General features: G+C 62.6%; 24 protein-coding genes. All 24 read right to left on the minus strand.

The genetic code is table 11. The features are described from left to right. Window positions 1-25: 25 nt before the first annotated feature. On the minus strand, window positions 26-232 hold the full coding sequence (locus tag ACK2SD_RS14955) for a tail protein X (protein WP_304482691.1): 207 nt from the start codon (window positions 230-232) through the stop codon (window positions 26-28). Beyond that, window positions 207-1,049: a phage tail protein gene (locus ACK2SD_RS14960; RefSeq protein ID WP_412460179.1), complete on the minus strand. Its 843-nt coding sequence runs from the start codon at window positions 1,047-1,049 to the stop codon at window positions 207-209. The genes ACK2SD_RS14955 and ACK2SD_RS14960 overlap by 26 nt, the downstream gene beginning before the upstream one ends. Window positions 1,050-1,057: 8 nt before the next feature. Further along, window positions 1,058-3,658 carry a phage tail tape measure protein gene (locus ACK2SD_RS14965; RefSeq protein ID WP_412460180.1) on the minus strand — a complete coding sequence of 867 codons (2,601 nt, stop codon included), beginning with the start codon at window positions 3,656-3,658 and terminating at the stop codon, window positions 1,058-1,060. A 131-nt stretch (window positions 3,659-3,789) separates the two neighbouring features. Continuing rightward, window positions 3,790-4,086 carry a phage tail assembly protein gene (locus ACK2SD_RS14970; protein WP_412460181.1) on the minus strand — a complete coding sequence of 99 codons (297 nt, stop codon included), beginning with the start codon at window positions 4,084-4,086 and terminating at the stop codon, window positions 3,790-3,792. Window positions 4,087-4,112: 26 nt separating this feature from the next. Beyond that, window positions 4,113-4,622 (minus strand): phage major tail tube protein, encoded by a 510-nt coding sequence (locus ACK2SD_RS14975; protein ID WP_412460182.1) that lies wholly within the window; start codon window positions 4,620-4,622, stop codon window positions 4,113-4,115. Between the two features lie 12 nt (window positions 4,623-4,634). Next, complete coding sequence (locus tag ACK2SD_RS14980) at window positions 4,635-5,801, minus strand: phage tail sheath subtilisin-like domain-containing protein (protein ID WP_412460183.1); 1,167 nt, start codon at window positions 5,799-5,801, stop codon at window positions 4,635-4,637. An 85-nt stretch (window positions 5,802-5,886) separates the two neighbouring features. Next, the gene (locus ACK2SD_RS14985; protein WP_412460184.1) at window positions 5,887-6,318 is read right to left on the minus strand and encodes a phage tail assembly chaperone; all 432 of its coding nucleotides are present in this window, start codon (window positions 6,316-6,318) and stop codon (window positions 5,887-5,889) included. A gap of 9 nt (window positions 6,319-6,327) precedes the next feature. Further along, on the minus strand, window positions 6,328-7,923 hold the full coding sequence (locus ACK2SD_RS14990; RefSeq protein WP_412460185.1) for a phage tail protein: 1,596 nt from the start codon (window positions 7,921-7,923) through the stop codon (window positions 6,328-6,330). Continuing rightward, complete coding sequence (locus ACK2SD_RS14995; protein ID WP_200138240.1) at window positions 7,916-8,524, minus strand: phage tail protein I; 609 nt, start codon at window positions 8,522-8,524, stop codon at window positions 7,916-7,918. The genes ACK2SD_RS14990 and ACK2SD_RS14995 overlap by 8 nt, the downstream gene beginning before the upstream one ends. 3 nt (window positions 8,525-8,527) lie before the next feature. Then, window positions 8,528-9,406, minus strand: a complete 879-nt coding sequence (locus tag ACK2SD_RS15000) for a baseplate J/gp47 family protein (protein WP_412460186.1) — start codon at window positions 9,404-9,406, stop codon at window positions 8,528-8,530. Beyond that, complete coding sequence (locus ACK2SD_RS15005; protein ID WP_200138242.1) at window positions 9,403-9,729, minus strand: GPW/gp25 family protein; 327 nt, start codon at window positions 9,727-9,729, stop codon at window positions 9,403-9,405. The genes ACK2SD_RS15000 and ACK2SD_RS15005 overlap by 4 nt, the downstream gene beginning before the upstream one ends. A 4-nt stretch (window positions 9,730-9,733) precedes the next feature. Beyond that, a complete protein-coding gene (locus tag ACK2SD_RS15010) occupies window positions 9,734-9,934 on the minus strand; it encodes a hypothetical protein (protein ID WP_412460187.1) in 201 nt (66 codons plus the stop codon). A gap of 40 nt (window positions 9,935-9,974) precedes the next feature. Then, on the minus strand, window positions 9,975-10,535 hold the full coding sequence (locus ACK2SD_RS15015; protein WP_412460188.1) for a phage baseplate assembly protein V: 561 nt from the start codon (window positions 10,533-10,535) through the stop codon (window positions 9,975-9,977). Then, the gene (locus ACK2SD_RS15020) at window positions 10,532-11,062 is read right to left on the minus strand and encodes a hypothetical protein (protein ID WP_412460189.1); all 531 of its coding nucleotides are present in this window, start codon (window positions 11,060-11,062) and stop codon (window positions 10,532-10,534) included. Before ACK2SD_RS15020 ends, ACK2SD_RS15015 begins: the two co-directional genes overlap by 4 nt. Next, window positions 11,055-11,717, minus strand: a complete 663-nt coding sequence (locus ACK2SD_RS15025; protein WP_412460190.1) for a hypothetical protein — start codon at window positions 11,715-11,717, stop codon at window positions 11,055-11,057. The genes ACK2SD_RS15020 and ACK2SD_RS15025 overlap by 8 nt, the downstream gene beginning before the upstream one ends. Beyond that, window positions 11,714-12,034, minus strand: a complete 321-nt coding sequence (locus tag ACK2SD_RS15030; RefSeq protein ID WP_304482712.1) for a hypothetical protein — start codon at window positions 12,032-12,034, stop codon at window positions 11,714-11,716. The genes ACK2SD_RS15025 and ACK2SD_RS15030 overlap by 4 nt, the downstream gene beginning before the upstream one ends. A 2-nt stretch (window positions 12,035-12,036) precedes the next feature. Continuing rightward, the gene (locus ACK2SD_RS15035; RefSeq protein ID WP_412460191.1) at window positions 12,037-12,309 is read right to left on the minus strand and encodes a hypothetical protein; all 273 of its coding nucleotides are present in this window, start codon (window positions 12,307-12,309) and stop codon (window positions 12,037-12,039) included. A 1-nt stretch (window position 12,310) separates the two neighbouring features. After that, window positions 12,311-13,339 (minus strand): major capsid protein, encoded by a 1,029-nt coding sequence (locus ACK2SD_RS15040; protein ID WP_412460192.1) that lies wholly within the window; start codon window positions 13,337-13,339, stop codon window positions 12,311-12,313. Between the two features lie 10 nt (window positions 13,340-13,349). Continuing rightward, window positions 13,350-13,700, minus strand: a complete 351-nt coding sequence (locus tag ACK2SD_RS15045) for a head decoration protein (RefSeq protein WP_412460193.1) — start codon at window positions 13,698-13,700, stop codon at window positions 13,350-13,352. Between the two features lie 13 nt (window positions 13,701-13,713). Beyond that, window positions 13,714-14,934 (minus strand): S49 family peptidase, encoded by a 1,221-nt coding sequence (locus tag ACK2SD_RS15050; RefSeq protein ID WP_412460194.1) that lies wholly within the window; start codon window positions 14,932-14,934, stop codon window positions 13,714-13,716. 2 nt (window positions 14,935-14,936) lie between these two features. Next, complete coding sequence (locus ACK2SD_RS15055) at window positions 14,937-16,544, minus strand: phage portal protein (RefSeq protein WP_412460195.1); 1,608 nt, start codon at window positions 16,542-16,544, stop codon at window positions 14,937-14,939. Window positions 16,545-16,546: 2 nt separating this feature from the next. Beyond that, complete coding sequence (locus tag ACK2SD_RS15060) at window positions 16,547-16,762, minus strand: hypothetical protein (RefSeq protein WP_412460196.1); 216 nt, start codon at window positions 16,760-16,762, stop codon at window positions 16,547-16,549. Between the two features lie 11 nt (window positions 16,763-16,773). Further along, complete coding sequence (locus tag ACK2SD_RS15065; RefSeq protein ID WP_304482719.1) at window positions 16,774-18,666, minus strand: phage terminase large subunit family protein; 1,893 nt, start codon at window positions 18,664-18,666, stop codon at window positions 16,774-16,776. Between the two features lie 58 nt (window positions 18,667-18,724). Next, the gene (locus ACK2SD_RS15070) at window positions 18,725-19,231 is read right to left on the minus strand and encodes a terminase small subunit (protein WP_412460197.1); all 507 of its coding nucleotides are present in this window, start codon (window positions 19,229-19,231) and stop codon (window positions 18,725-18,727) included. Window positions 19,232-19,264 lie beyond the last annotated feature (33 nt).

Raw genomic sequence — 19,264 nt, forward strand, 5'->3', positions numbered from 1 at the left:
CGGGGCTCGGTGAATGGGTACAGGGTCAGTCCCACAGCGTGATTTCTTCGGCATCGGGCTCTGCCAGGTCAGGCAGGGTGATCAAAACCCCGGCGCGGTACGGCTGCGGCTCATCGCCCAGCCCTTGGTTGGCCTGCAGCACCGCTTCCACGGTGCCGCGCAAGTGGCCGTAGTGCGCCTGGCACAGGCTGTCGAGCAGATCCCCGTCAGACGTTCTGCATGTCAACGCCATACTTCACGAACTCCAGCGAGAAGGTTTGTTTGCGCGGGATGCCGCCAGCCAGCAGCGACGACTGCTCTTCGTCAACGCTGATCAGGCACCAACTGCCCAGCACCGAGCCGTAGCCGGTAGTGAGCATCATCGGCTTGAGCTCGCGCGCGATACCCCGCAACGCATCGAGCTGGCCGATCCCGCCTTTGAACGTCGGGAAGATCGCCCCCTTGATCGTCAGACGATCCTCACCCTGCCCGATTCCCTGTTGCGCAATATCGCGCGACAGCCGCTCCTGACCCTGCCAACGGTACGCAGTTTTGCGACTGAGCTCGTCGAATGCCGCCGTGTCGAGGTTGAAGTAAAACGTGCGGCCACCGGGCTTCATGGGCTGCATCACCAGCAGGTGAGCGAACGGCTTCACCGCTGCAGATGCAGACGAGCCTGCCGGCTTGATCGCACCCGTCGGCAGGATACCGGGCGTCCTACCCAACTGCCCCGCGATGCGATTGGCGGCCGAGCTGGCTCGTCCCGTCTGCGAGCCCAGCACCGTGAGCACTCCCTGCACCGCCGTCGTGCCTGGGGTAGACGGCCCGCCCTTGTTCGCCACCTGAGTCGCAACTCCTTGCGCGGCGCGGATCGCCCGCAAGCCGCGCTGCAGCTTCGCCCCCCTCTGCGGATCCAGTGACGCACGCCGCTCCAGCTCGTCAGCAGCGAGCGTCATGCCCATTACGGCCAAGTTCAGCGGGTCGAGCATCCCGCCCGGCCCATTGCGACCGGCCTCACCGGCCGCGACGATCGAGGACAGCACCCGCGTCAGTTGTTCTTCATATGCCATTGCGCCTCCTATGCAACATCAGGTGAGTCATACAGTCGGCCCGAGGCCATTCGCGCACCTGCGTCCCGCTGCCAGCCATCCCACATGCTGCGCAGGGTGGCCTCGGCCGAACGCACGACTGCCGCGGGATCCTTGACATCCCCTTGCACCGTCAGCGTCACGGACGGCGAGAAGGTGAACGCTTGATCAACCTGCGGTGCAGCTGGCTTGGCCGGCGCCGCTACGCTGGCCAACTGCTCGGCACTCGGCACAGGCGGCGCTGCTGCTGCCAGGTCGCGGGCAACCTCGCCGGGCGCCTTGGCCACCGCCTGCGGCTTGTCTTCACCGAACAGCTTCAGACCCAGCCAGCCACCGACCGAGTCGCCGCCCATACTGCCCAGGGCAGCACCAATCGCCCCGCCGATGGCCGTGCCGATGATCGGTACAACCGAGCCAATGGCCGCACCGGCAGCGCCACCAGCCAAAGCACCGGCCAAGCCACCAGCGGCTGAGCCGTAGCCCTCCGCCTTCTCGTCCTGAGTGTCTGCCGTCAGCGCTGTGTCGAGCACTTTCATGCCCGATTCGAGCACCGCGCCGCCTGGGACCAGCTTCGACGCCTTACCAGCCATGCCCAGCACTTTGCCGAACCGGCCCAGCTGTGCAGCCCCTGCAAGCGGTGCAGCCGTAGTCACTGCTGGAACGGCTGGCATTGGCGAACGCGCTACTGCACGCCCAGCCCCGCGCCGCCCCGACCGGGCGAGCCGGCCATCACGACCCCGCCGCGCGGCACGACCACTGCGCCGGGACCGCCCTGGGCCATCACCGCCTGGGCCGCCTCCTATTCCCCCCAGCGCGCCGGCATTAACCACGAACACCTTTAGGGGCTCGCCACCCGATGGCGAGACTGGATCGTTGCTGGCCGGGGCGCCGAGCACTTTGCCCAGCGCCCCGAGCCCGGCGTCGACCACTGAGTTTCCAGTGCTGGGGATTGCATCCGCACCGGCACCGGCACGACCTGCTGTGCGCTCCATCACGCGGCCGCGAGCCAGGTTCCATACACCACGCCCGATCTTCAACGCGCTGCGCGCCGTGACCAGAGCTGCGATACTCGCTGTCACTGCCGCGATGCCCTGAACAACCATCGGGAAACCGTCGCTCAGCCACGTCAAGGCTTGAGCCACAGCTTTGGCGCCCTTGGCAAACGCATCAGTCGCAGGCCGGATCGCATCCCCCACGCTACGCATGCCGTCATCAACCGCCTGCAGCGTTTCGGACCAGATCTGCGCGGAGGTCTCGCGCCGCTCGGCCAGGTTCTTGTCCAGAATGCCCGTGGCTTTCTGCGAGTCAGCCTTGAGCTCGTTGTACAACCCACGGTTCTGACCGTAGGCGGTGAGCGCCGCCTTGACCTGCATGTCCGCGAACAGATCACCCGTGCGCAGGGTCTTCTCCAGCGCCTCAAGCGCCGCCTTGGCTTTCTCCGGGTCGACCTCCTTGTCGATCTTGGCTTGAGCGTCCTTGAGCTTTTTCGCCTTGGCCGGATCGGTTGCTTGGACGTACTGCATGGCCAGAGCCATGGACGCCTCGATGACGTTCATGCCCTTCTGCAGGCCGGTGTTGAGCGATGCTTGATAGTCGATGCCGGCATCCTTGTACGCCTTAACCACGTCACCGGCGCCGATCTTCTCGATCCAGTTCTTGAAGTTGTTCGCTGCCTCATCCGAACTGCCGGCAGTCTTCATCTGCACCTGCAGCATCGAGCCGAGCGAGGTGACCGCCTCCAGGCCGGTGATCCCGTTCTTCTCCATACCCGCCAGCAGCTGCGGGAACCACTTAGCCATGTCGTTGGCCTCAAAGCTCCCCGCCTGGCCCTGGAACGCGATAGCCTCCAGCGCCTGCTGCATCATCTTGGGGTCGGTGATCTTGGCGTTTTGCTGCAGCGCCATGATCATGCTCGCCGTGTCGACGCCCGAGGCCCCCTGCCCCACAGCGAACTTGGACGCGACCTTGGCATACGACATGGCCTGATCCAGCTCCATGCCGGCACCGACCAATTGGTTGATCAGATCCGCCACATCGTTGCGCGACATGCCGGTATCGCTCGAGGTCTGGATCACAGCACGGCTGAGCTCCACCTCTTTGGGCGTGTTCGCCGCGTCAGACTTGATCGCGATGTCACGGATGATCGCTTGATAGTCCGCGCTGATCTTCGTCGGTACCGCCGCCAGGCCAACGCCGACCGCCGTCGCACCCACGGCGGTTTTCAGCGACGACCGACCCGCTGCGATCTGCTGATGACCTTTCACCTGCAGATCTGCAGCTTTCGCCTCACGGCCCAGGCGCTGGTACTCATGCCCGAGCCGGCCAACTTCTACGCCTTGCTTGCGCAGCGCATCGAGGTTGGTGTTCAACTTGCGCAGCAGCTTGTCAGCCGAGGCAGCACCTGTATCGTGCGCCCGCTTCCACTCCGTCTGCAGCTTCATCGTTTCGCCGATGGTGCTCTTGAGTACCTTGGCCTTGTCGCCTTTCTTCGCCAGCTTGTCGATGCCGCCTTCCACTGTACGGAACGCATTACCGACAGAGGCCGCTACGGCGCCGCCAAGCACCAGCGACAACGAAACCTTGTTCGTCATCTGTTACCTCCCGTGCGGCTCAATCCGTGAGCCACCAGACCATGTCCGACCAGGACATGGTCTGTATTTCTGCAGGCGAAAACCCGAACTCACGGGCCAGCCGCTTGGCCAGCCCCTTCTGCAGGGCAGCGTTAAAGCTCGTCTTCCTGCACCAGGCGAAAGTAGCCAGCCTGCAGGCGCGTGTAGTCCTTCAGGGCCAAACCTTCCAGATCCTTGACGCCGACCTGGGCCAGCGAGGCGAACAGGTTCAGCTCGGTCTGCTCTTCGTCGCCGCTGGCTGTCGCCTGTGCAGCGCGAATGTCGCGCACCGTCGGGGCGCGCAGTGTGATCTTGTCGGCGGTAATGCCGTTGAGTTCGGTTGGCTTGCTCAGCGTCACGATCACGCTGTCAGCGCCGAGATTGAGATAAGCGGGCAATGGCTTGGCCATGTGTCAGTTCCTTGTAATGGGTTGGGTTAGAGGCCGAGGGCCTGACGCTGGGCAGCGAGCTGATCGACGCCGTCGATTACGCGCTTCATGCCGAGCGCGTCGATCTCGTAGATCACGCGGCCGTCGACTTCGAGCTTGTAGTACGTCACACCGACCGAGTGCTTGATCTCAGCCTTGTCGCCCGGCTTCCAGTCGCCCAGGTCCACTTCCTTGAGCGAGCCGCGCAAAGTGACCACCACGGGCTTGATCACACCCTTGAGCCCCTTGAAGGCGCCCCGGAACGTGCCGTTGAACGCGGTACCGTCGGCCAGGCCGAAGAACTTCAGCGACTCTCGGCGGACTCCGGTGGTGGTGAAAGCCGCCTCTTGCTTCTCCATGCCTTGGTCGAGCTCGACCGGCATATCCATGCCGCCCGCGTGATGCTCTTCGGTCTTGAGCGTCAGCTTGGGCAAAGTCAGGCTCGGCACATCGCCTTGGAAACTGACGCCGTCGACGAACAGATTCAGGTTGGCCAGGGTTTCGGGAATCATTGCCATCTCAGTTGCTCCTTAAGCGCGGCCGTCGAGGACTTCGGTCAACCACTGGTTGGTGACCTCGACGCGGAAGTTGGGGTTTTCGGCAGGCGGTACGTCAGTGAACCGGATGTTCCAGTACACCTTGCCCTGCTCCAGCTGGCTGGCCGTGTTCAGCTCGGCGTCGGCGTACACCTCGAAGTTGATGACTGCGCCCTGGGCCTTCAGGTCGCGCATGAACGCCTGCAGACCCTCGGTCACGTCCTTGACGTAGGTGGCCGTGATCGAGCGGTCCACCGCCCACTTGTGGCCGTAGAGGATGGCGTCCATCACGATGTCCATGGTGCGCACGCGGGTGACGAAGGCCCACTTCGGATCGCTCGACAGCGTGCGGTTGCCCCACAGGCGGAAGCCGTCATCGCGGATGATGGTGGTCACCTTCGCGTTGTTCAGCAGGTTCGCCCGGCAGCTTTCATCGCCATCAAGGAACTCGACAGGCCGACCGGTACCGGTGATGCCGACGAACTCCTTGTTCGATGGCGACGCCCAAAAGCCATACTCACGATCAGTCCAGGCGAACAGGCCGGCCACCCAGGCCGAGCTGGGCGCGTTGACGGTCGCGCTGGCCTCGGTGTCCCACAGCTGGACGCCGGGGTCGACCATATAGGCGCGCTTCGCGCCAAAGGCACCCGCGTAGGCTATCGCCGCTTCGTCTGTCGTGTTCGGCCCGTCGATGATCGCGACACCGCGTAACTTGTCGGCCAGCGCAACCAGCGCGGTACCCACTGCCTGGGTTGCGCTGTGCTTGGGGGTGACCAGTAGCCGGGGTTGGGCGTTGAACCGGCTTTTGCCGTCGAGCAGCGCCTGCAGGCCGGTCCGCTTGCCGTCGGCTTGAACGCCTCCGATGATCGCCGAGATCTGCTCGGCAGGTGCGTCGACCTTGGCCACACCGCACGCGACGATCACTGCCTTGGCGCGGGTGAACACCGCCCGGCACGCCTGGGTGATCGGCGCATTCGGTCCGAACGCAGCGACAGCTTCGCGCTCGCTGGTGATCAGCACCAGGTCGTTGGCCTTGGCCGACGCATCAGCGCCGGGTGTGAAAGTGTCGACCAAGCCGATGATCGAGGACGACGGCAGCGCAATGGTGCGCGCTCCGGTGTCGACGTTAGTGACGGTAACACCGTGAAAGAATCCAGCCATGTTTGCTCCAGAGAGTAAAAGGCCCCGCGAAATTGCGAGGCCCAAGTGCTGCAGAAAAGAAAACGCCCCGTCAGTGCGGGGCGTTTCAGGTGTGCTTAGCAAGCCAGGCCGGCGGCTTCGGCCGTTGCGTTGCGTCGGGGAAGTCAGTCGACTGTGGCCAGTCGCGCAGCGCCTGCATGTATGTCAGTAGCTCGGTGAACTGCTCACCCGTCAACGTTGTGTCGGCGCCTATTTCGGTCTGGTCGCGGTGTCGGTCCCGCAAGCTCAGCAACACAGCCAACACTCCATCACGCCAACCACGCTCCAGATTCGCAAGCGCGGCCGGGTCGGCGGGCGGCTCGAACAGTTCGCATGCACCCGCCTTGTTGACCCGCACCAACAACCCCTGCGACATGCCGGTGATGATGGCCCTGCGCCGGTCTTCGTCGACCTCCACCGCATCAGCGGGTATCTGATCTTTGCTGTGAAACCGTGTATCGAAAAAACCCTGTTCAGACGGACTATAAAATGCGGTCATGCCCTACCCTCATCGACCAAACGCGATCCAAGCAATATCGCCCGCAGACGACACATAGTTGTTTTGCACGCGAACCATCGACCTCGACACGAAGCCGGCGCCCGGCGCAAATGCCGACGTCGTGTTCATCGTGGTGAAAAACATGCTGCTGATAACCCACATCTCTTCATTCGGAAACGTGACGTACAGCGGAACGTCACGCGTCGGGCCGATTGAGCTTGCCGAGTTCGTTGCCTGGGGCACACCCATGGCAATGCCCCACTGCATGATCCAGCCGCCCAGCCAGGTCGGAAGCGCGACATAGCCGTTCTTGCCAAACGCCCAGGACACGCCGGCGCGCAGCTTCCTTGCCGTCACGGCTTTGGAGTTATCGAAACCCTCGTTGACCTCAGCCTGGGTGGCCAGTTGGATGACCCCGGCCACACCTTCCTGCGCGCCTTGCCACCAGGCGCGCAGGCGTGCAGCGAGCGTCTTCGGCGTCACGATAGAGCTGTCATCTGCACCACTGTCGACAGCGTTCTGAGACGCGATCGCCGCGATGCCTGAACGACTGACGGTCGCAGGCAGAACCTTGGCAGCAATGGCTTGAAACACGCGAAGCGCCGTCATTGGCTTGTTTGTATCGGCCCCCGTCTCAGCATCGACCTGGCTGGCCGGGGCAATGCCGTCCCCGGCCAAGGTGTTCGGCACTCCGGTCAGCGCAGCGAACGGCACTGCCGACAGACCGGCACCACTACCGGTTAGCGTGCCGGTTACTTCGACAGTGCCGTCGAGCTTCACGCGGATACCTGGCCCGAGATACCAAGGGTCAGTTCCCAGTCCGAGGAACGCAGTTCTGACTACGCCGTCTTCACCGCCCCAGAAACCGAGGCCGGCCTTCACATCCTTCGGGGTGCCAGCGAACAAGCCATAAGCCCAGTAGCCCACCGAACCTGGGGACAGGTAAAGACGGCAAGTGTCTGTCATCTGCACATTGCCGGTCAGCGTGCCTCCTTTAGTCGACAGCGCATCCGTGATGCCATAGCCGGCCAGAGTCGTGGGGTTCTCACCAGCCACAACAATGCCGCGCTGGTTGATTGTGACCTGTGTGTACGTGCCTGGCTTCTTGTCCTGCGGCAGGACTTCCAGAATCCTCCTGTCAACGTATTCGCGTGTGGCGAGCACGACTGATGGATCAATTTTCAGTTCGACGCTCGATGAGCTGCTAACGAGCAGATTCATACGCACAACCTGGGTACGGCCCGAACCTTGATTGAGCAGCGGCTTGAAAGTCGGCGGACAGTTCGCGATAGCGATCATGTCGCCGTCGGCGTCATACAGCGCGATCTCTCTGATCCACTTCCCACCTACCTCGGCGGGGATGACTTGCTCGGCAACGATGATGGCCGGGTTCTTGTCGTCGACTTTCAACTGATTGAGCGGCGCACGGCGCCATTCGTTGATCAGCCGCGTCTGTGTTGCGTTGGGCGTAGGCTCAGCCCCATTGCCATCACCAACGCCCATCTGAGTGATTTTCCACGGGATACCGAGCGCATCCGCGTTTGCCTGCTTCGCCGCTCCCACATTCGTGAGAATGGCGTAGAACTGCGAGTTTTGATCAGCCATGTGAGATTTCCAGAGTGTCTATTGTGTGATCGCGGCCACCACGGCCCACTGCGCCTGTGACCTGAATGTCGCGCTGCGCGGGCGGGTAAACGTCCAGCTCGTCGCCCTGATCGAGCAACAGCGCAACATGAAAACGGCCGCTGGCTTCAAGGCTGATTGCCAGCCCCGTCATGTGCCGACTGACTGGCCGCGCGTCGTCTATCAGCGCGGTCAACTCCAGATAGGTTTCTTCGCTGATGCCCTCATCAGCTATGCCAACCTTGAGCGCGAACGTGCCGGGCACGCCTTGGGGTACCGTCTGCCACCATTCCAGCACCTCGATCAAATACCCAAAGGGCTCGACGACACGCCGCAGCGCCCCGATCGTGCCCTTATGGGCATGCACGGAGAACGACGAGCGGATGACCGAGCGCTTGACCGGTTCCGGCCAACGATCGTCCCAGCGGTCCACCGACCAGGCCCAGGCCAGCAGGTACAGCAGCTCGGACGGGCAGGTGTCCGGGTCATAAAGACGGCGCAGCATGATCGCCGGCTCTTCAGCCCCAGCAGCCTCTACAGAGCGCTCGAGGCGTGTGCGGTTGAGTGGCAGCAGGCTCGTCATCTGTCACCCCCGCTCCACGACAAACGTCGTGCACCACGCCGCCTGCGAACGGGTCGGCCGTATGTCGGTCCAGCCCTTCAGCTCTACGCGGCTCACCCCAGGAATGTGCAACTGCGCATCAATCGCCGAGCGGGCCACCTCCACACCCAGGCGGCGCCTGGGGTTGATCCACGCCGCCAGGCGCGAACGGCACTGAGCAAGCACCCCTTCGCTTTCCGGTCCCGTTCCCGACATGAATAACTTGGCGTTGATCTGATACGGCAGAATCTGAGCGCTCTGGACAATCAACCGATCACCGACGGGACGGACATCGTCCGCACTCAGATAAGACTCCACCGTGGACAGCAGCTCGGCCGGGGCAGTGCCGTCGTTCTCCAGGGCCAGTACGGTCACTTCGACTACCGCTGGCGATGGGCTCTCGGCTGTCGCATCTGCTACCCGGCCCGAAGCGTTGCGCGCATGCAGGATGTAGCTGTTTCGCGGACCCGCTGTGGTGAGCCCCTCGTACACCAGTTGCACGCGCTCGCGCAGCGCCTCGTCATCCTCGAAAATCGCCGGCACCGGGGGCACCGCTACCAGATCTTCGGCTTGAACCAACAGGCGCTGCAGGCTGACGTTGGCAGCGAGGTGATCCAGATCGCTGCCCTGGGCGTAAGCCAACAACAAGGACTTGGCCGCATCGTTGATCCGCGCTCGTGTCGTCAGCTTGCGATACGCGCCGACTTCGAGCAGCTTGGTCACCGGATCGCTTTCAAGCTGTGCCGTCCAGTCTTCGCCCATATGCGCGCGGAACACGTTGACGTCAGCTTCGTACTGCTCTTCAAAATCCAGACTCTCAAGCACCTGCGGCGCGGGCAGCGCCGTCAAATCGATCATGCTCACGCGCTGACCTCCACAATCATGCTGTCGCCCAGGTACACCCCGGCGAGCTCCAAGGTGATCTGTCCGCCCACAACGGCCGTGACGCGTACCCGTTCAAGCTGCAGGCGTGGCTCCCAGCGCCCAAGCGAGCGCGCAACCTCGGCCTGCACGGCGCTCTTCCAGCCGTCGTTCACCGGCAGGTCGACATAGCGACGCAGGTCGCTGCCATACTCCGGCCGCATACGACGGCTGCCGACGGGGGTCGTCAGGATGTCTTCGATGGACTGCCGCAGGTGCGCCACACCCGACAGCGGCAGCCCAGTGCGGCGATCCAATCCGATCATGGCTCTACTCCAGCCGCTCGAAATCGGGGTGCCGCTCAAGGCACGCGACAGCGTCGGTATCGCTCGTTGACACTTCTATGCGTCCCACCGCCACCAGCAGCGGCCGCAGATCCGCCGTGAAGATCTGCCGCGAGGTGAAGCGGGTATCACGAAACGCCGCCACAGCCACGGGCTGATGTGGATCGTCTGATTGTTTGTTCGCCATGGGATCTCCGGGCAAAAAAAGGCCCGCACGAGGCGGGCTGTCAGTGTTTGTGATTCGGTGTGTTCCCGGCTGTGTCGATGATTCGAGCGCCGCCAAGAATGTCCCCAGTGACCTGCAGTGTGCCGTTGATGACCACCGGCCCGGTGATCGTTACGGCACCGGCCGTGGCCGTGATCGCGTCGTCGGTCACCACCACCTCGCTACCCCCGACCTTCACCGTCGCGGTGCCGCTGGGCAGCGTGATGGTGTAGGACTTCGCCTGCCAGTCGTATACCAGCGAGCCCCCATCATCGAATCGCCAGACCTCGACGTGATCGCGGTTATCCGGGGGACCGCCCGCATTGCCATACAGGCCTGGCACGAATGTACCCTGCGCCGGCTCGCCGCTAGGACTCACCAGCACGCCCTGCTCGCCCAGGCTCGGCGCGCGCCAGTGGCGGGCCTTGCCGGCCGCGACGGCATGCCAGCGCACCCAAGCACTGGTCCAGTCATCGCCATCGGAAACGCGCACCATGGCTGCAGCCAGGTCCACCGCCACAACGCGGCAAGGGATCAGCAGGCCGGCCAGCATCCGGTCGTGTTGCGCTGACACATAGCTCATGTCAGCTCACCTGCAGGTGTGTAATCACCTTCATGGCCAGGGCCGACTTGCGGAGCAAAGCCCCACAGCAGCGTGCTGGCCGGTTGATTCGGCCAGGGCCATTCTTCAACGCCCAGGTAAATCACCTGTGTCCACTCGACGACCCATACGGCATAGCCGTCGAGCTCCGGGCGAGTCCAGTCCTGCTCGGCCCTCACGAAGACAGCATTCTCGATGGCAAGGCCCCACGTCTGCATACGCAGCAGCACCGTCAGCTGCGCGCCGGCAAAGGCGGCAACCTTCAGCGCATCTTCGACTTCACTGCCGACGATCACACGCGCCTCGAAGCGGGCCTCAATGCCGGTTTCGCCAGTGCCAGGATCCGGGCCTGGCTCCCAGCCGGCCAGCTCGATGACAACCGCAGGCAAAGCCAGTGACTGCATCGGATCGGGCATCGCCGACACCAGTGCCAGCCCTGGGATCGCAGCGCTGATCTGAGCCTCCATCGCCGCGTACAGCTCGGCAAGGGGAATCGGTGAATCATCCATTGCCTGATTTCCTCAGATATTTCTGCAGTTCAAAGTTCAGCTCCTGCTCCAGCACTTCCAGCAGCCGCTCGTGCGCCCGACTGGTCCAGGCCTCGAAGTGCGGCCGCACGCCTTCAAGCGAGATCTTGGCCTTGGCCAGCGGGAAGCGGCTATCGTTCTCGGCGATCCAGCCGGAGCTCACGCCACCCCCGCCCGAGGCTTCGGTATCGGGGTAGTCGCTGGCCTTGAAGTGCTTACTCGCTGTGCGGATCCAGATGTCGGGCTTGTTGCCGTAGACCTTTTTGAAGAAGGCCCCCGCATAACGGCGCCCAGCGACTGACACGCCCGACTGGGTCTGCCGGGCTCTCCCTGCCCGGCTGGCCTCGATCGCGTTGATGCCGAACCAGAGCTTGCCCTGCCCGTTGCTGTTGATCGGGTAGGCCCGCAAGCGTTGCCGCACTGCAGCGATAGCAATCCGCTGTTCCCGACCTACCGCGCGAGCGATGTGCGTCTGTAGCCAGCGCAGACTCTTGTTCAGCGCACGGCGCTGGGCAGCCGCTGCGGCCTTCGGCACCAGGGCGGCGAAGTCCTTAAAGGCTTCGATCTGGCTGGGATCGATCTGCAGGGTGATCAATCCGGTGCTGGCCGACAGCTTGTGGTAGCTATCGACCATCACCGCACCTCCCGTAACGCAAAGTTGATCCAGCCTGTCCCGTCCGGCTCTCGCTTGACGATGATGTAACGACCGCCGCCGTCAGCAGGGGGTAAGTCGCACACCAGGTGCAGCCCCTCCTTGATACCGCTCGCTTCGGCGACCCTGACTGAGAAGGTCGGTTGCCGTAGGCCAGTATTCAAAGTGCCGATTTTGGGCTGCTGCCAGGGCACGGACAGGAAGCCCTTGACCAGGTCGACAAAACCCTCGATGGCGACTTCATCACCCAATTCGTCCAGCAGCGCGACGTCCATGTCAGCAACCGACTCACGAAACGTCATGGTCAGTCACCCTCGTCAGGATCCTCGTCAGGGTCGCCATCACCGTCCCCTTCTCCAGATCCGCCTTCAGGGTTCGGCACTGGCCCGCCAGCGCCACTTTGCCGGCGGGGGCTGCGTCCGCCCTGCTCCAACTTGCCGCGTGCCGCGATCACCCCCTCTGCGAGTAACGCATCACGCAGCGCGATTGAAGGGGGGACGAATACATCGCCCTCACGTACCACCTGGCTACCGTTTTGGATACAACCGCTGACAACTACGTATTCGACCTTGGCCATATCACACCACCTTGGCGAACAGGAAAGCATTGGGCTCCAGCATCCCCGCCAGCGGCGCCGACTGAACCTTCAGCCAGCGCTGGCTCGGCTCTTGGGTGACCCAGCTTTTAGGGAAACGCGCCGCTTCGACCAAGCCGCTTTCAATGGCCTCCATGTCCTGAATGGCCGCATACAGCATCGCGTTGCGAGTCCCGGAAGAACCGAGGATCAAGCCGCCTGACGGCACCAAGGGCTTCTCACCGCCTTCGTCGTCCAGATACCACTCGTCGTAGGCGTACAGGTCAATACCGGGATCGTTGAGGTAACCGAGGTAAGTGACCCCATCCGGCAGCAACTCCGGCTTGATCAGACCCAGGTCGACGCGACGATTGTTCAGTTGCTTGAGCACCGACTCGTTGCTGTGGAAGGCGTCCTGCGCTTCCGCACTCAGCACCGCGATGTTTGCAGAGCGCCCCGAATCCTTGGCGACCAGGCGCCGCCACTGGCGAAGGTTGGCGATCGGATCGGAGTCGGAGGTATTCCAGCGACCCGCTGCCAACGTGACCTTGTGGGTGTCCTCCATGCGGAAATCGATGGTGTCGTCCACCCCTTCGCCGATAACGCGAAGGCGCCCAGTAGTCAGCGCCTGGGCGCACATCCATTCCTCGCGCCGCGTGATCTCGCTATCGAGGTCGACCAGATCCCGCCCGAGACGCTCAGCGGCGCGCTCCAGCGGAGTTCGAGTCGAAAATGGGCTCTCCCCTGCACCACGCTTGAGGATCAGCCCCGCGCTCGTGACACGCTTGGGCTGAATGTATGGCGGTTTGTAGGTAGAGGACGCCATACCGGTGCGCTGCGAAACGCTGCCAGGCAAGGTAGGGTGAACGAACGGCGCCATTTTGCGCTGCCCTTTGATGATGTCGATGGTCACCGTTTCGGTGCCAAAGGTCTCAGGCATGGCGCCGTTGAAGAAGGTGTCCATCAGGAAGCGACGCGGCGTTGGCATCTGCTCGATGGCTTCCATCATGGTCAGGGTGTCAAAGATATCCATTGGAGCTCCGTTATCGAATGAAGAGGCAGAGAGGACGCAGCGCCGCCTTCACGGCAGCCAAGGTCCAGCCTTCGCCGAGGATGAGGTGTTTGCCCAGCACTTGGCCGGTCAGGCGCACAGGGACGCTCTTGGGGCCGTCGGTGGTGTCGACGTCCTGATCCAGAATCGCCATCGGGACTTGCGAGCCGTCTTCAGCGACTGCCTTGCTGAGCAGACATTCATGGCTGGCCTTGATCTGGCCAAGCACCGCGCCACGGGCCAGCTTCTGGCCGGCAGCAATCACTGCGGTATCCATGACGATGGGGAAGTCACCCGCCGAAAGCTCGATGGGCTGGTAGGAACTGGTTACAGGGTTTGGCACGGGAACCTCCTAATTAACGGCGCGAAGCGCCTGCCACGATTGCGCTGACAACACTTTTGCGCTCACCTTCTTTGCCGCCTGCAGGTGCAGCGGCACCCGTGACGCCTTGGGCATCACTCTTGATACCGGCCAGCGAAATGCCACGGTCCTGCGAGGCTTTGAACAACGTCAGGGCAGTAGCCTCCACCGAGCTGCCATCATCGATGGCGGCGTCGATCTCCTTCTCGAAACCCTTGACCGACAGGGCATTGATCCCCTTTATACGGTCACGCTCGGCCAGGGCGCCCTCGGTACGGATCGCAGCAGTGTCGACCGCCTCGGCCGGGGCGATCTCGATGGTGTTTGGATCGGTACCGGCCGCGATGGCGGTACGCAGTTCAGCCGTGGTCTTGACGGTGGTCATGTTGTGTATCCTCGGGGAGTTGATGGCCGGTTTGGCCAGTTCGGTAATCAGGGTTTCCAGCGAACCCGTGCGATGGGCCAGGCCGTGCTTGACGGCGTCTGCACCCACGCGGATGCCGCCGTGATCGCCCATCTCGGGCACCTTCTCAGCAGCCACCCCGAGGTTGCGGGCAACCTTGCTCACGAAGACCTCGGCCATGGCGTCGATGGTTTCGCCCAGCTTGGCGCGGCCTTCCTCGGTGCCCAGGTCGGGCCGCTTGTTCGGTGCGTTGCGGCTCACGATCTGGTAACGGGCTCGGCCTGCCTTCTTGTCGTCCTCGACAACGGCCTCGACCACTACACCGATGCTGCCGGCCAGACTGGCCTCATCGATGACGATCTCGCCCGCTGCCGAAGCGATCCAATAGGCGGCGCTGGCTCCGATGCCCCCGATGTAGGCGACTATTCGCTTACGCGATCGGCCGGCATAGATCATCTCGGCCAGTTCGTTGATGCCGGAGGCCACGCCACCAGGGCTGTCGATGTTGAGCACGATGGACTTGACCTTGGGGTCGTCCAGCGCGCGCTGCAGGTCCGTGGCCAACACTTGGGTGCTGGTAGCGCCGCTGATCTCGGTAAACAGGTTGGCGTAGCGGAAAATCGGCCCGATAACAGGGACCACAGCGACGTTCCCGCGCATGGTCACTCGCCGCGTTTCTTCCAGCCGCTCGCCACGCTTGGTTGCCAGCGCTGCCGGATCACCCATGCGGTCAGAGATCGTCAGCAGGTTATCCAAGGCGTCAGGCAGCATCAGCCAGGGCTGCGAAGCAGCCAGCTCGAGTGCTCGAGACATTGCTATTCCTCTTCGGGTTTGGGATCGGGCGGGTTCTCCAGGCCACCTTTGGGCAATGCCTGAATGTTGTGCTCCCGCCGATACGTGACTTCGCGTGTGCGCTGACGAATCACCTGCTGCCAGGGCTCTCCGGTCATGGCGGCCGTCTCGAGCGTTTCGTTACTCACGCCGATCTCGATGCGCTTGCCAGCGGCATTGGCTTCCTTGAGCTCATCGATTGCCCCTCGCGCAGGGCCGATCCAAAGTGCCTGGCAGTAGGCTTTGCGTCTGCCGGGATCGGCGTATCCAGGGAGATCGATAAGTCCCCTGGCAACGGCTTCGTCGATGATCAGTTCGCGGCTCGGCTGGCAAAAATCACACGCCAGCCACCAGCGCCGCAGGCTGTAAAAGCGCCAGGCCTGAAGCATGGCAGCGCGGGCCGCGCTGTAGCTGCTGCTGTAGTGCAACAGCAGCTCTTCAAGCGGTAGCTCAAGAGCAGCACCGATCTCCTTCACGACCGCTGTGAAGAACGGATCGAACTGGGCATTGGGTCGGCCAGGATTGGCCACCATGGGTTCTTCGCCAGGCCCAAGGTCAACGATTGCCCCCTCCCCCAGCGCGATAGCACCGTCGGAAGTGTCGTCTCCACCTTGCTGCTCCTCGGAGAGCGCTGACATGGGTAGGTTGGAGGTGTTGAAGTTGTCACCCTTTTTGATGAACACGGTGAACATCGCTGAGATCACCGCAGCCATCAGCTCTGCGCTGCTGTAGCGCTCCAGCTTCTGCAGCGGCTCCAGCACCGGCGACAGGTAGGGCGCACCGCGCTTCTGCCCAGGCCGCTCTTTATCCGCCATCACATGCAGCACCCGGCGACGGCCAGTTTCAGCGCCAAACACCGGCAGGCGCTCCCACTGCAAGGTCTTGCCCATCAAGTGCTCACCGGGGTATCCAGTGCACACGTGGTAGGCGATGGGCGCACCCAATCCATCGAACTCGACGCCCTCTACTTGATCAACCCGATCCATTCCGTTGTTGGGGTTGCCAACGCGGTCCGACTCGATCAGTTGCAGCCGGGTACTGAACAGGCAGCCGGGCCGCTCTTGGTCAGGACTGGCGACGAACACATCGCCCGCCACCAGCGACGACACCAAGACAAGCGCCTGGAGTTGGTAGTGATTGAGCGTCGCTTCCGCATCGCACTCACGTGGATCATCGGCATACAGCGACCAGAGACGGTCGAGCTGGCTGTTTAACTGCTCGGCCTGCTCTTCAGTGATGCTGAGCGCCTCATGATCCACTTGAGCCCTACAGACCAGGCCGGTGCCCACCACATTGGTACGCAGTCGGGTGATCGCTGCGCGGGCCACCAGATGATTGCGCATTGCATCGCGCGACCGCGCCAGCAGCATCCGCCGCTCACCCTGATTGAAGTCCCGGCGAGGGCTGCCAAGCCCAGGCAGCCAACTGGCAACGCTGCGCAATACGCGCGAAGCGCCGCGCCAGCGGGTTTCGACGCCACCACCACCTCCCTGAGCCGATATCGGTTGATGGTCAACCGACGCTCGGGCGACCCGGATGGCCTCGGCCATCAACTGCTCGGCAGCCGACTCCCGTTTCTTGAAGGGCCACATGGTTACAGCCCCACGTAGGAAATGCGGTTGCGGCTTCGGCCCTGCAGTGCTGCCTTCTCTTGCGCGACCTCCTGGGCGTATTGCTTTTCCAGAAGACGCAGGCTGTTCAGCTCAGCCAGCTGGACCTCACGATCTTGCCGACGCATGCGCTGGCCATTCTTGAGGACGCGCGAGATCGCCGCCCGGACCTCGTCAAGGCGTTGTTGTGCATCAGTCATGATGACCTCGGTTATTGGACGCGGCTCCGCGTACCCCGACCGCGCGTGACAGCTCGGCGAGGAACCGGCGCCACCGCCTGTTCAGTAGTGAAGAGGGTGGGCTGCAGCAGTTGCTGCTCCAGCTGATCCCACTCATGGTCCCGCAGCAGGTGCGTCTTGAGGCTGCGAGCGGCATGCAAGGCGTACACCTCGCAGTCCAGCGCTTCGTTGCGGCGTCCGGCCTTCTTCTGCCAGACCATCTTGCTGGGGGTGCGTGGATGTGGAGCCAGCACTTCGTTAGTGACCTGCTCGTAGTAGTCAGCGCGAATCTCGCTGTACCAGTGCATGCGTCCAGGGCCGGCGCCTTTGAGCTTCATTCGGCCATCGATCAAGGTCTTGGCCTTGTGAGTTCCGACGATGAAAACCCGAAGGCCATACTTCGCGGCCTTGGTGTTGTCTTGGCTGGTATCGGCAGACTGCGCCGGCTTGGTGAAGATCTCCCGATCTCGGCTGTCGATCGACGCACCTTTGATGGCCATGATGTTGAAGCGCTGACGATCTCGCACATAGGTGTACACCGCATCGCTGGTGTTGCCGTCCGAACTGTCAATGCTGACCGCCGATACCGCGATCTGTGCGCCGCTCTCCGTGGGAATGGCCGTGGCGATCATCTTGTCCAGTTCGGTCCAGACCGGATCGTGAGGATCGATCGGATTTCCGGGGAGCTCACCCCAGTAGAGACGCCACGATTCCTCGCCCCTCCCCCAGCCGATGAAAATCACGGCAAGTCGATCACCCTGCACGTCAACACCGACCGTCACCAGCAGCACTCCTTTCGGCGCCGTCAGTTCAGCGTATGGCTCGGCTCGCTTTTCGAGTTCGTCGGTCTTGGGCGCATCGCTCTTGTACTCGTAGCTTTCGCCCATGGAGCTGTTGGTAAAGGCAATCATCGGCCCGATGTTGCCTTGGCGCGCAGCGTGTTCAGCCTGCAGTTTTTTCTCCATCAACACTTCAAAACGGGAGCCATGGAACGTGGCATACAACTCATTGAGGATGTACCCGGCGATCCCACGGAACTCGGCGGTAGCCTCCCAGCGACAGCGAGGGTCGGCGAGGTTGGCGTTCTTTTGTCGATCGTCCCAAATCTCGCCGCAGTGTGGGCAGGCATAGTGCGCCGTTTCAGGACGCCGCTTGCCATACACCTCGTGGAAGTAGTGCTGATCCTCGTCGCAGTGAAGATGGTCAAAGCTCAACGCATGCGACTGGCCGCAGCCGTGGCAGGGAACCAGGCCGACTCGCTTATCGGACAGTTCAAGCTCTGCATCGATGGCCGACAGTCCTTTGATCGTAGGCGTGCCGCCGATGATGATCTTGGAGCGCCTGAAGGTCTTCAATCGCTCCTTGGCCAGCTTGATACTGTCCCCCTGCCCCCGCAGGTTGAGGTTGCAGTCGTCAGGCTCTTCAATAGCCACGCGAGGAACGGGCGTGGACTTCACACTGGCCGGGCTGTTGGAGCCGACCATTTTCAAGAACCCACCAGGGAAGCGCTTGAAGTCTTGGCGCTGCTGTAGCTTGCGGCTTCGCAGATCAACCTTCTTACGCAGCCGCTTGGTGGCCCCGATCATCGGCTCCAGCTTTTCAGCCACGTACTGCTTGGCTGCCTCGGCCTTGGGAAACAAGATCAGAATCGGTGATGGGTCTAGATCAATCCACTTGCCGATGGCGTTGCCCAGCACCCCAGACGTCCATGCTACCTGCGCCGACTTCCGACCAACAATCTCATGGATATTCGGATCGTCCAAAGCCTCCAGCGGGCCACCTGGCCACACCAGGTGAGGCGTTACATCGAATCGATACTTGCCCGCCCGGTCTGCCTCCTCTGTCGAAAGGTAGCGATACTTGTCGGCCCACTCGATGATGGTCATGCGTGGTGGCGGCGCCCATTTGCGACACGCCCGGCGAACACCTTTACTCGCTGTTTTCTTAAGAGCCCTCCTCATCGTCCGGCTCGTCAAGATCCCACTCGGGATCGTCGTCCTCACCATACGCGGACAACCTCCTCAGTATTGCTTCAATGGGCTCGCGGATCAGTTGGTCATCGACTTCGATGCCGTACTGCGCGGACAGGGTGGCGGCCAACTCATCGGGCAGGATATTCAGCAGTTCGATCTTGGCGGTTGTGATGACGCCCTCGAATCGCTGCACCATTTCCGCCTCAATCACAACCTCGCCTAAGTCCTTGGCTAACGCCAGTTCCTCGCGGTAGCCACGCACCCTGTCAAGTTTGTCTCGCGCAGACTCTTTCTTACCGTTGAGCGCGGCCTGCTGCATGAGCCACTCGACCACCGCCTGGGTGTCGTATTGGTTTTCGTTGCCACGACCCACACCGAACTCGATTACTGGCATTCCTGCGTTTTGCCACCGGCTCAAAGTGCGCTCGTCTCGCCCGACGATCTCGCTCAGTTCAAGCTTGCTGACTGTCTTGCCCATCGCTAAGTCCTTGAAAAGACGGACATCCCTGCG

The organism is Pseudomonas sp. SC11 (genome assembly GCF_047039205.1).
Taxonomy (GTDB): Bacteria; Pseudomonadota; Gammaproteobacteria; order Pseudomonadales; family Pseudomonadaceae; genus Aquipseudomonas; species Aquipseudomonas boreofloridensis.

What these genes read in the sequence shown, in the direction of transcription:
- ACK2SD_RS15040 (WP_412460192.1), bottom strand. Translation starts at nt 13,339, where the DNA reads ATGGATATCTTTGACACCCTGACCATGATGGAAGCCATCGAGCAGATG.
- ACK2SD_RS15055 (WP_412460195.1), bottom strand. Translation starts at nt 16,544, where the DNA reads ATGTGGCCCTTCAAGAAACGGGAGTCGGCTGCCGAGCAGTTGATGGCC.
- ACK2SD_RS15020 (WP_412460189.1), bottom strand. Translation starts at nt 11,062, where the DNA reads ATGGATGATTCACCGATTCCCCTTGCCGAGCTGTACGCGGCGATGGAG.
- ACK2SD_RS14990 (WP_412460185.1), bottom strand. Translation starts at nt 7,923, where the DNA reads ATGGCTGATCAAAACTCGCAGTTCTACGCCATTCTCACGAATGTGGGA.
- ACK2SD_RS15070 (WP_412460197.1), bottom strand. Translation starts at nt 19,231, where the DNA reads ATGGGCAAGACAGTCAGCAAGCTTGAACTGAGCGAGATCGTCGGGCGA.
- ACK2SD_RS15010 (WP_412460187.1), bottom strand. Translation starts at nt 9,934, where the DNA reads ATGGCGAACAAACAATCAGACGATCCACATCAGCCCGTGGCTGTGGCG.
- ACK2SD_RS15035 (WP_412460191.1), bottom strand. Translation starts at nt 12,309, where the DNA reads ATGGCCAAGGTCGAATACGTAGTTGTCAGCGGTTGTATCCAAAACGGT.
- ACK2SD_RS14965 (WP_412460180.1), bottom strand. Translation starts at nt 3,658, where the DNA reads ATGACGAACAAGGTTTCGTTGTCGCTGGTGCTTGGCGGCGCCGTAGCG.
- ACK2SD_RS14970 (WP_412460181.1), bottom strand. Translation starts at nt 4,086, where the DNA reads ATGGCCAAGCCATTGCCCGCTTATCTCAATCTCGGCGCTGACAGCGTG.
- ACK2SD_RS15050 (WP_412460194.1), bottom strand. Translation starts at nt 14,934, where the DNA reads ATGTCTCGAGCACTCGAGCTGGCTGCTTCGCAGCCCTGGCTGATGCTG.
- ACK2SD_RS14995 (WP_200138240.1), bottom strand. Translation starts at nt 8,524, where the DNA reads ATGACGAGCCTGCTGCCACTCAACCGCACACGCCTCGAGCGCTCTGTA.
- ACK2SD_RS14980 (WP_412460183.1), bottom strand. Translation starts at nt 5,801, where the DNA reads ATGGCTGGATTCTTTCACGGTGTTACCGTCACTAACGTCGACACCGGA.
- ACK2SD_RS14960 (WP_412460179.1), bottom strand. Translation starts at nt 1,049, where the DNA reads ATGGCATATGAAGAACAACTGACGCGGGTGCTGTCCTCGATCGTCGCG.
- ACK2SD_RS15060 (WP_412460196.1), bottom strand. Translation starts at nt 16,762, where the DNA reads ATGACTGATGCACAACAACGCCTTGACGAGGTCCGGGCGGCGATCTCG.
- ACK2SD_RS15065 (WP_304482719.1), bottom strand. Translation starts at nt 18,666, where the DNA reads ATGACCATCATCGAGTGGGCCGACAAGTATCGCTACCTTTCGACAGAG.
- ACK2SD_RS14985 (WP_412460184.1), bottom strand. Translation starts at nt 6,318, where the DNA reads ATGACCGCATTTTATAGTCCGTCTGAACAGGGTTTTTTCGATACACGG.
- ACK2SD_RS14975 (WP_412460182.1), bottom strand. Translation starts at nt 4,622, where the DNA reads ATGGCAATGATTCCCGAAACCCTGGCCAACCTGAATCTGTTCGTCGAC.
- ACK2SD_RS15015 (WP_412460188.1), bottom strand. Translation starts at nt 10,535, where the DNA reads ATGAGCTATGTGTCAGCGCAACACGACCGGATGCTGGCCGGCCTGCTG.
- ACK2SD_RS15005 (WP_200138242.1), bottom strand. Translation starts at nt 9,729, where the DNA reads ATGATCGGATTGGATCGCCGCACTGGGCTGCCGCTGTCGGGTGTGGCG.
- ACK2SD_RS15030 (WP_304482712.1), bottom strand. Translation starts at nt 12,034, where the DNA reads ATGACGTTTCGTGAGTCGGTTGCTGACATGGACGTCGCGCTGCTGGAC.
- ACK2SD_RS14955 (WP_304482691.1), bottom strand. Translation starts at nt 232, where the DNA reads ATGGCGTTGACATGCAGAACGTCTGACGGGGATCTGCTCGACAGCCTG.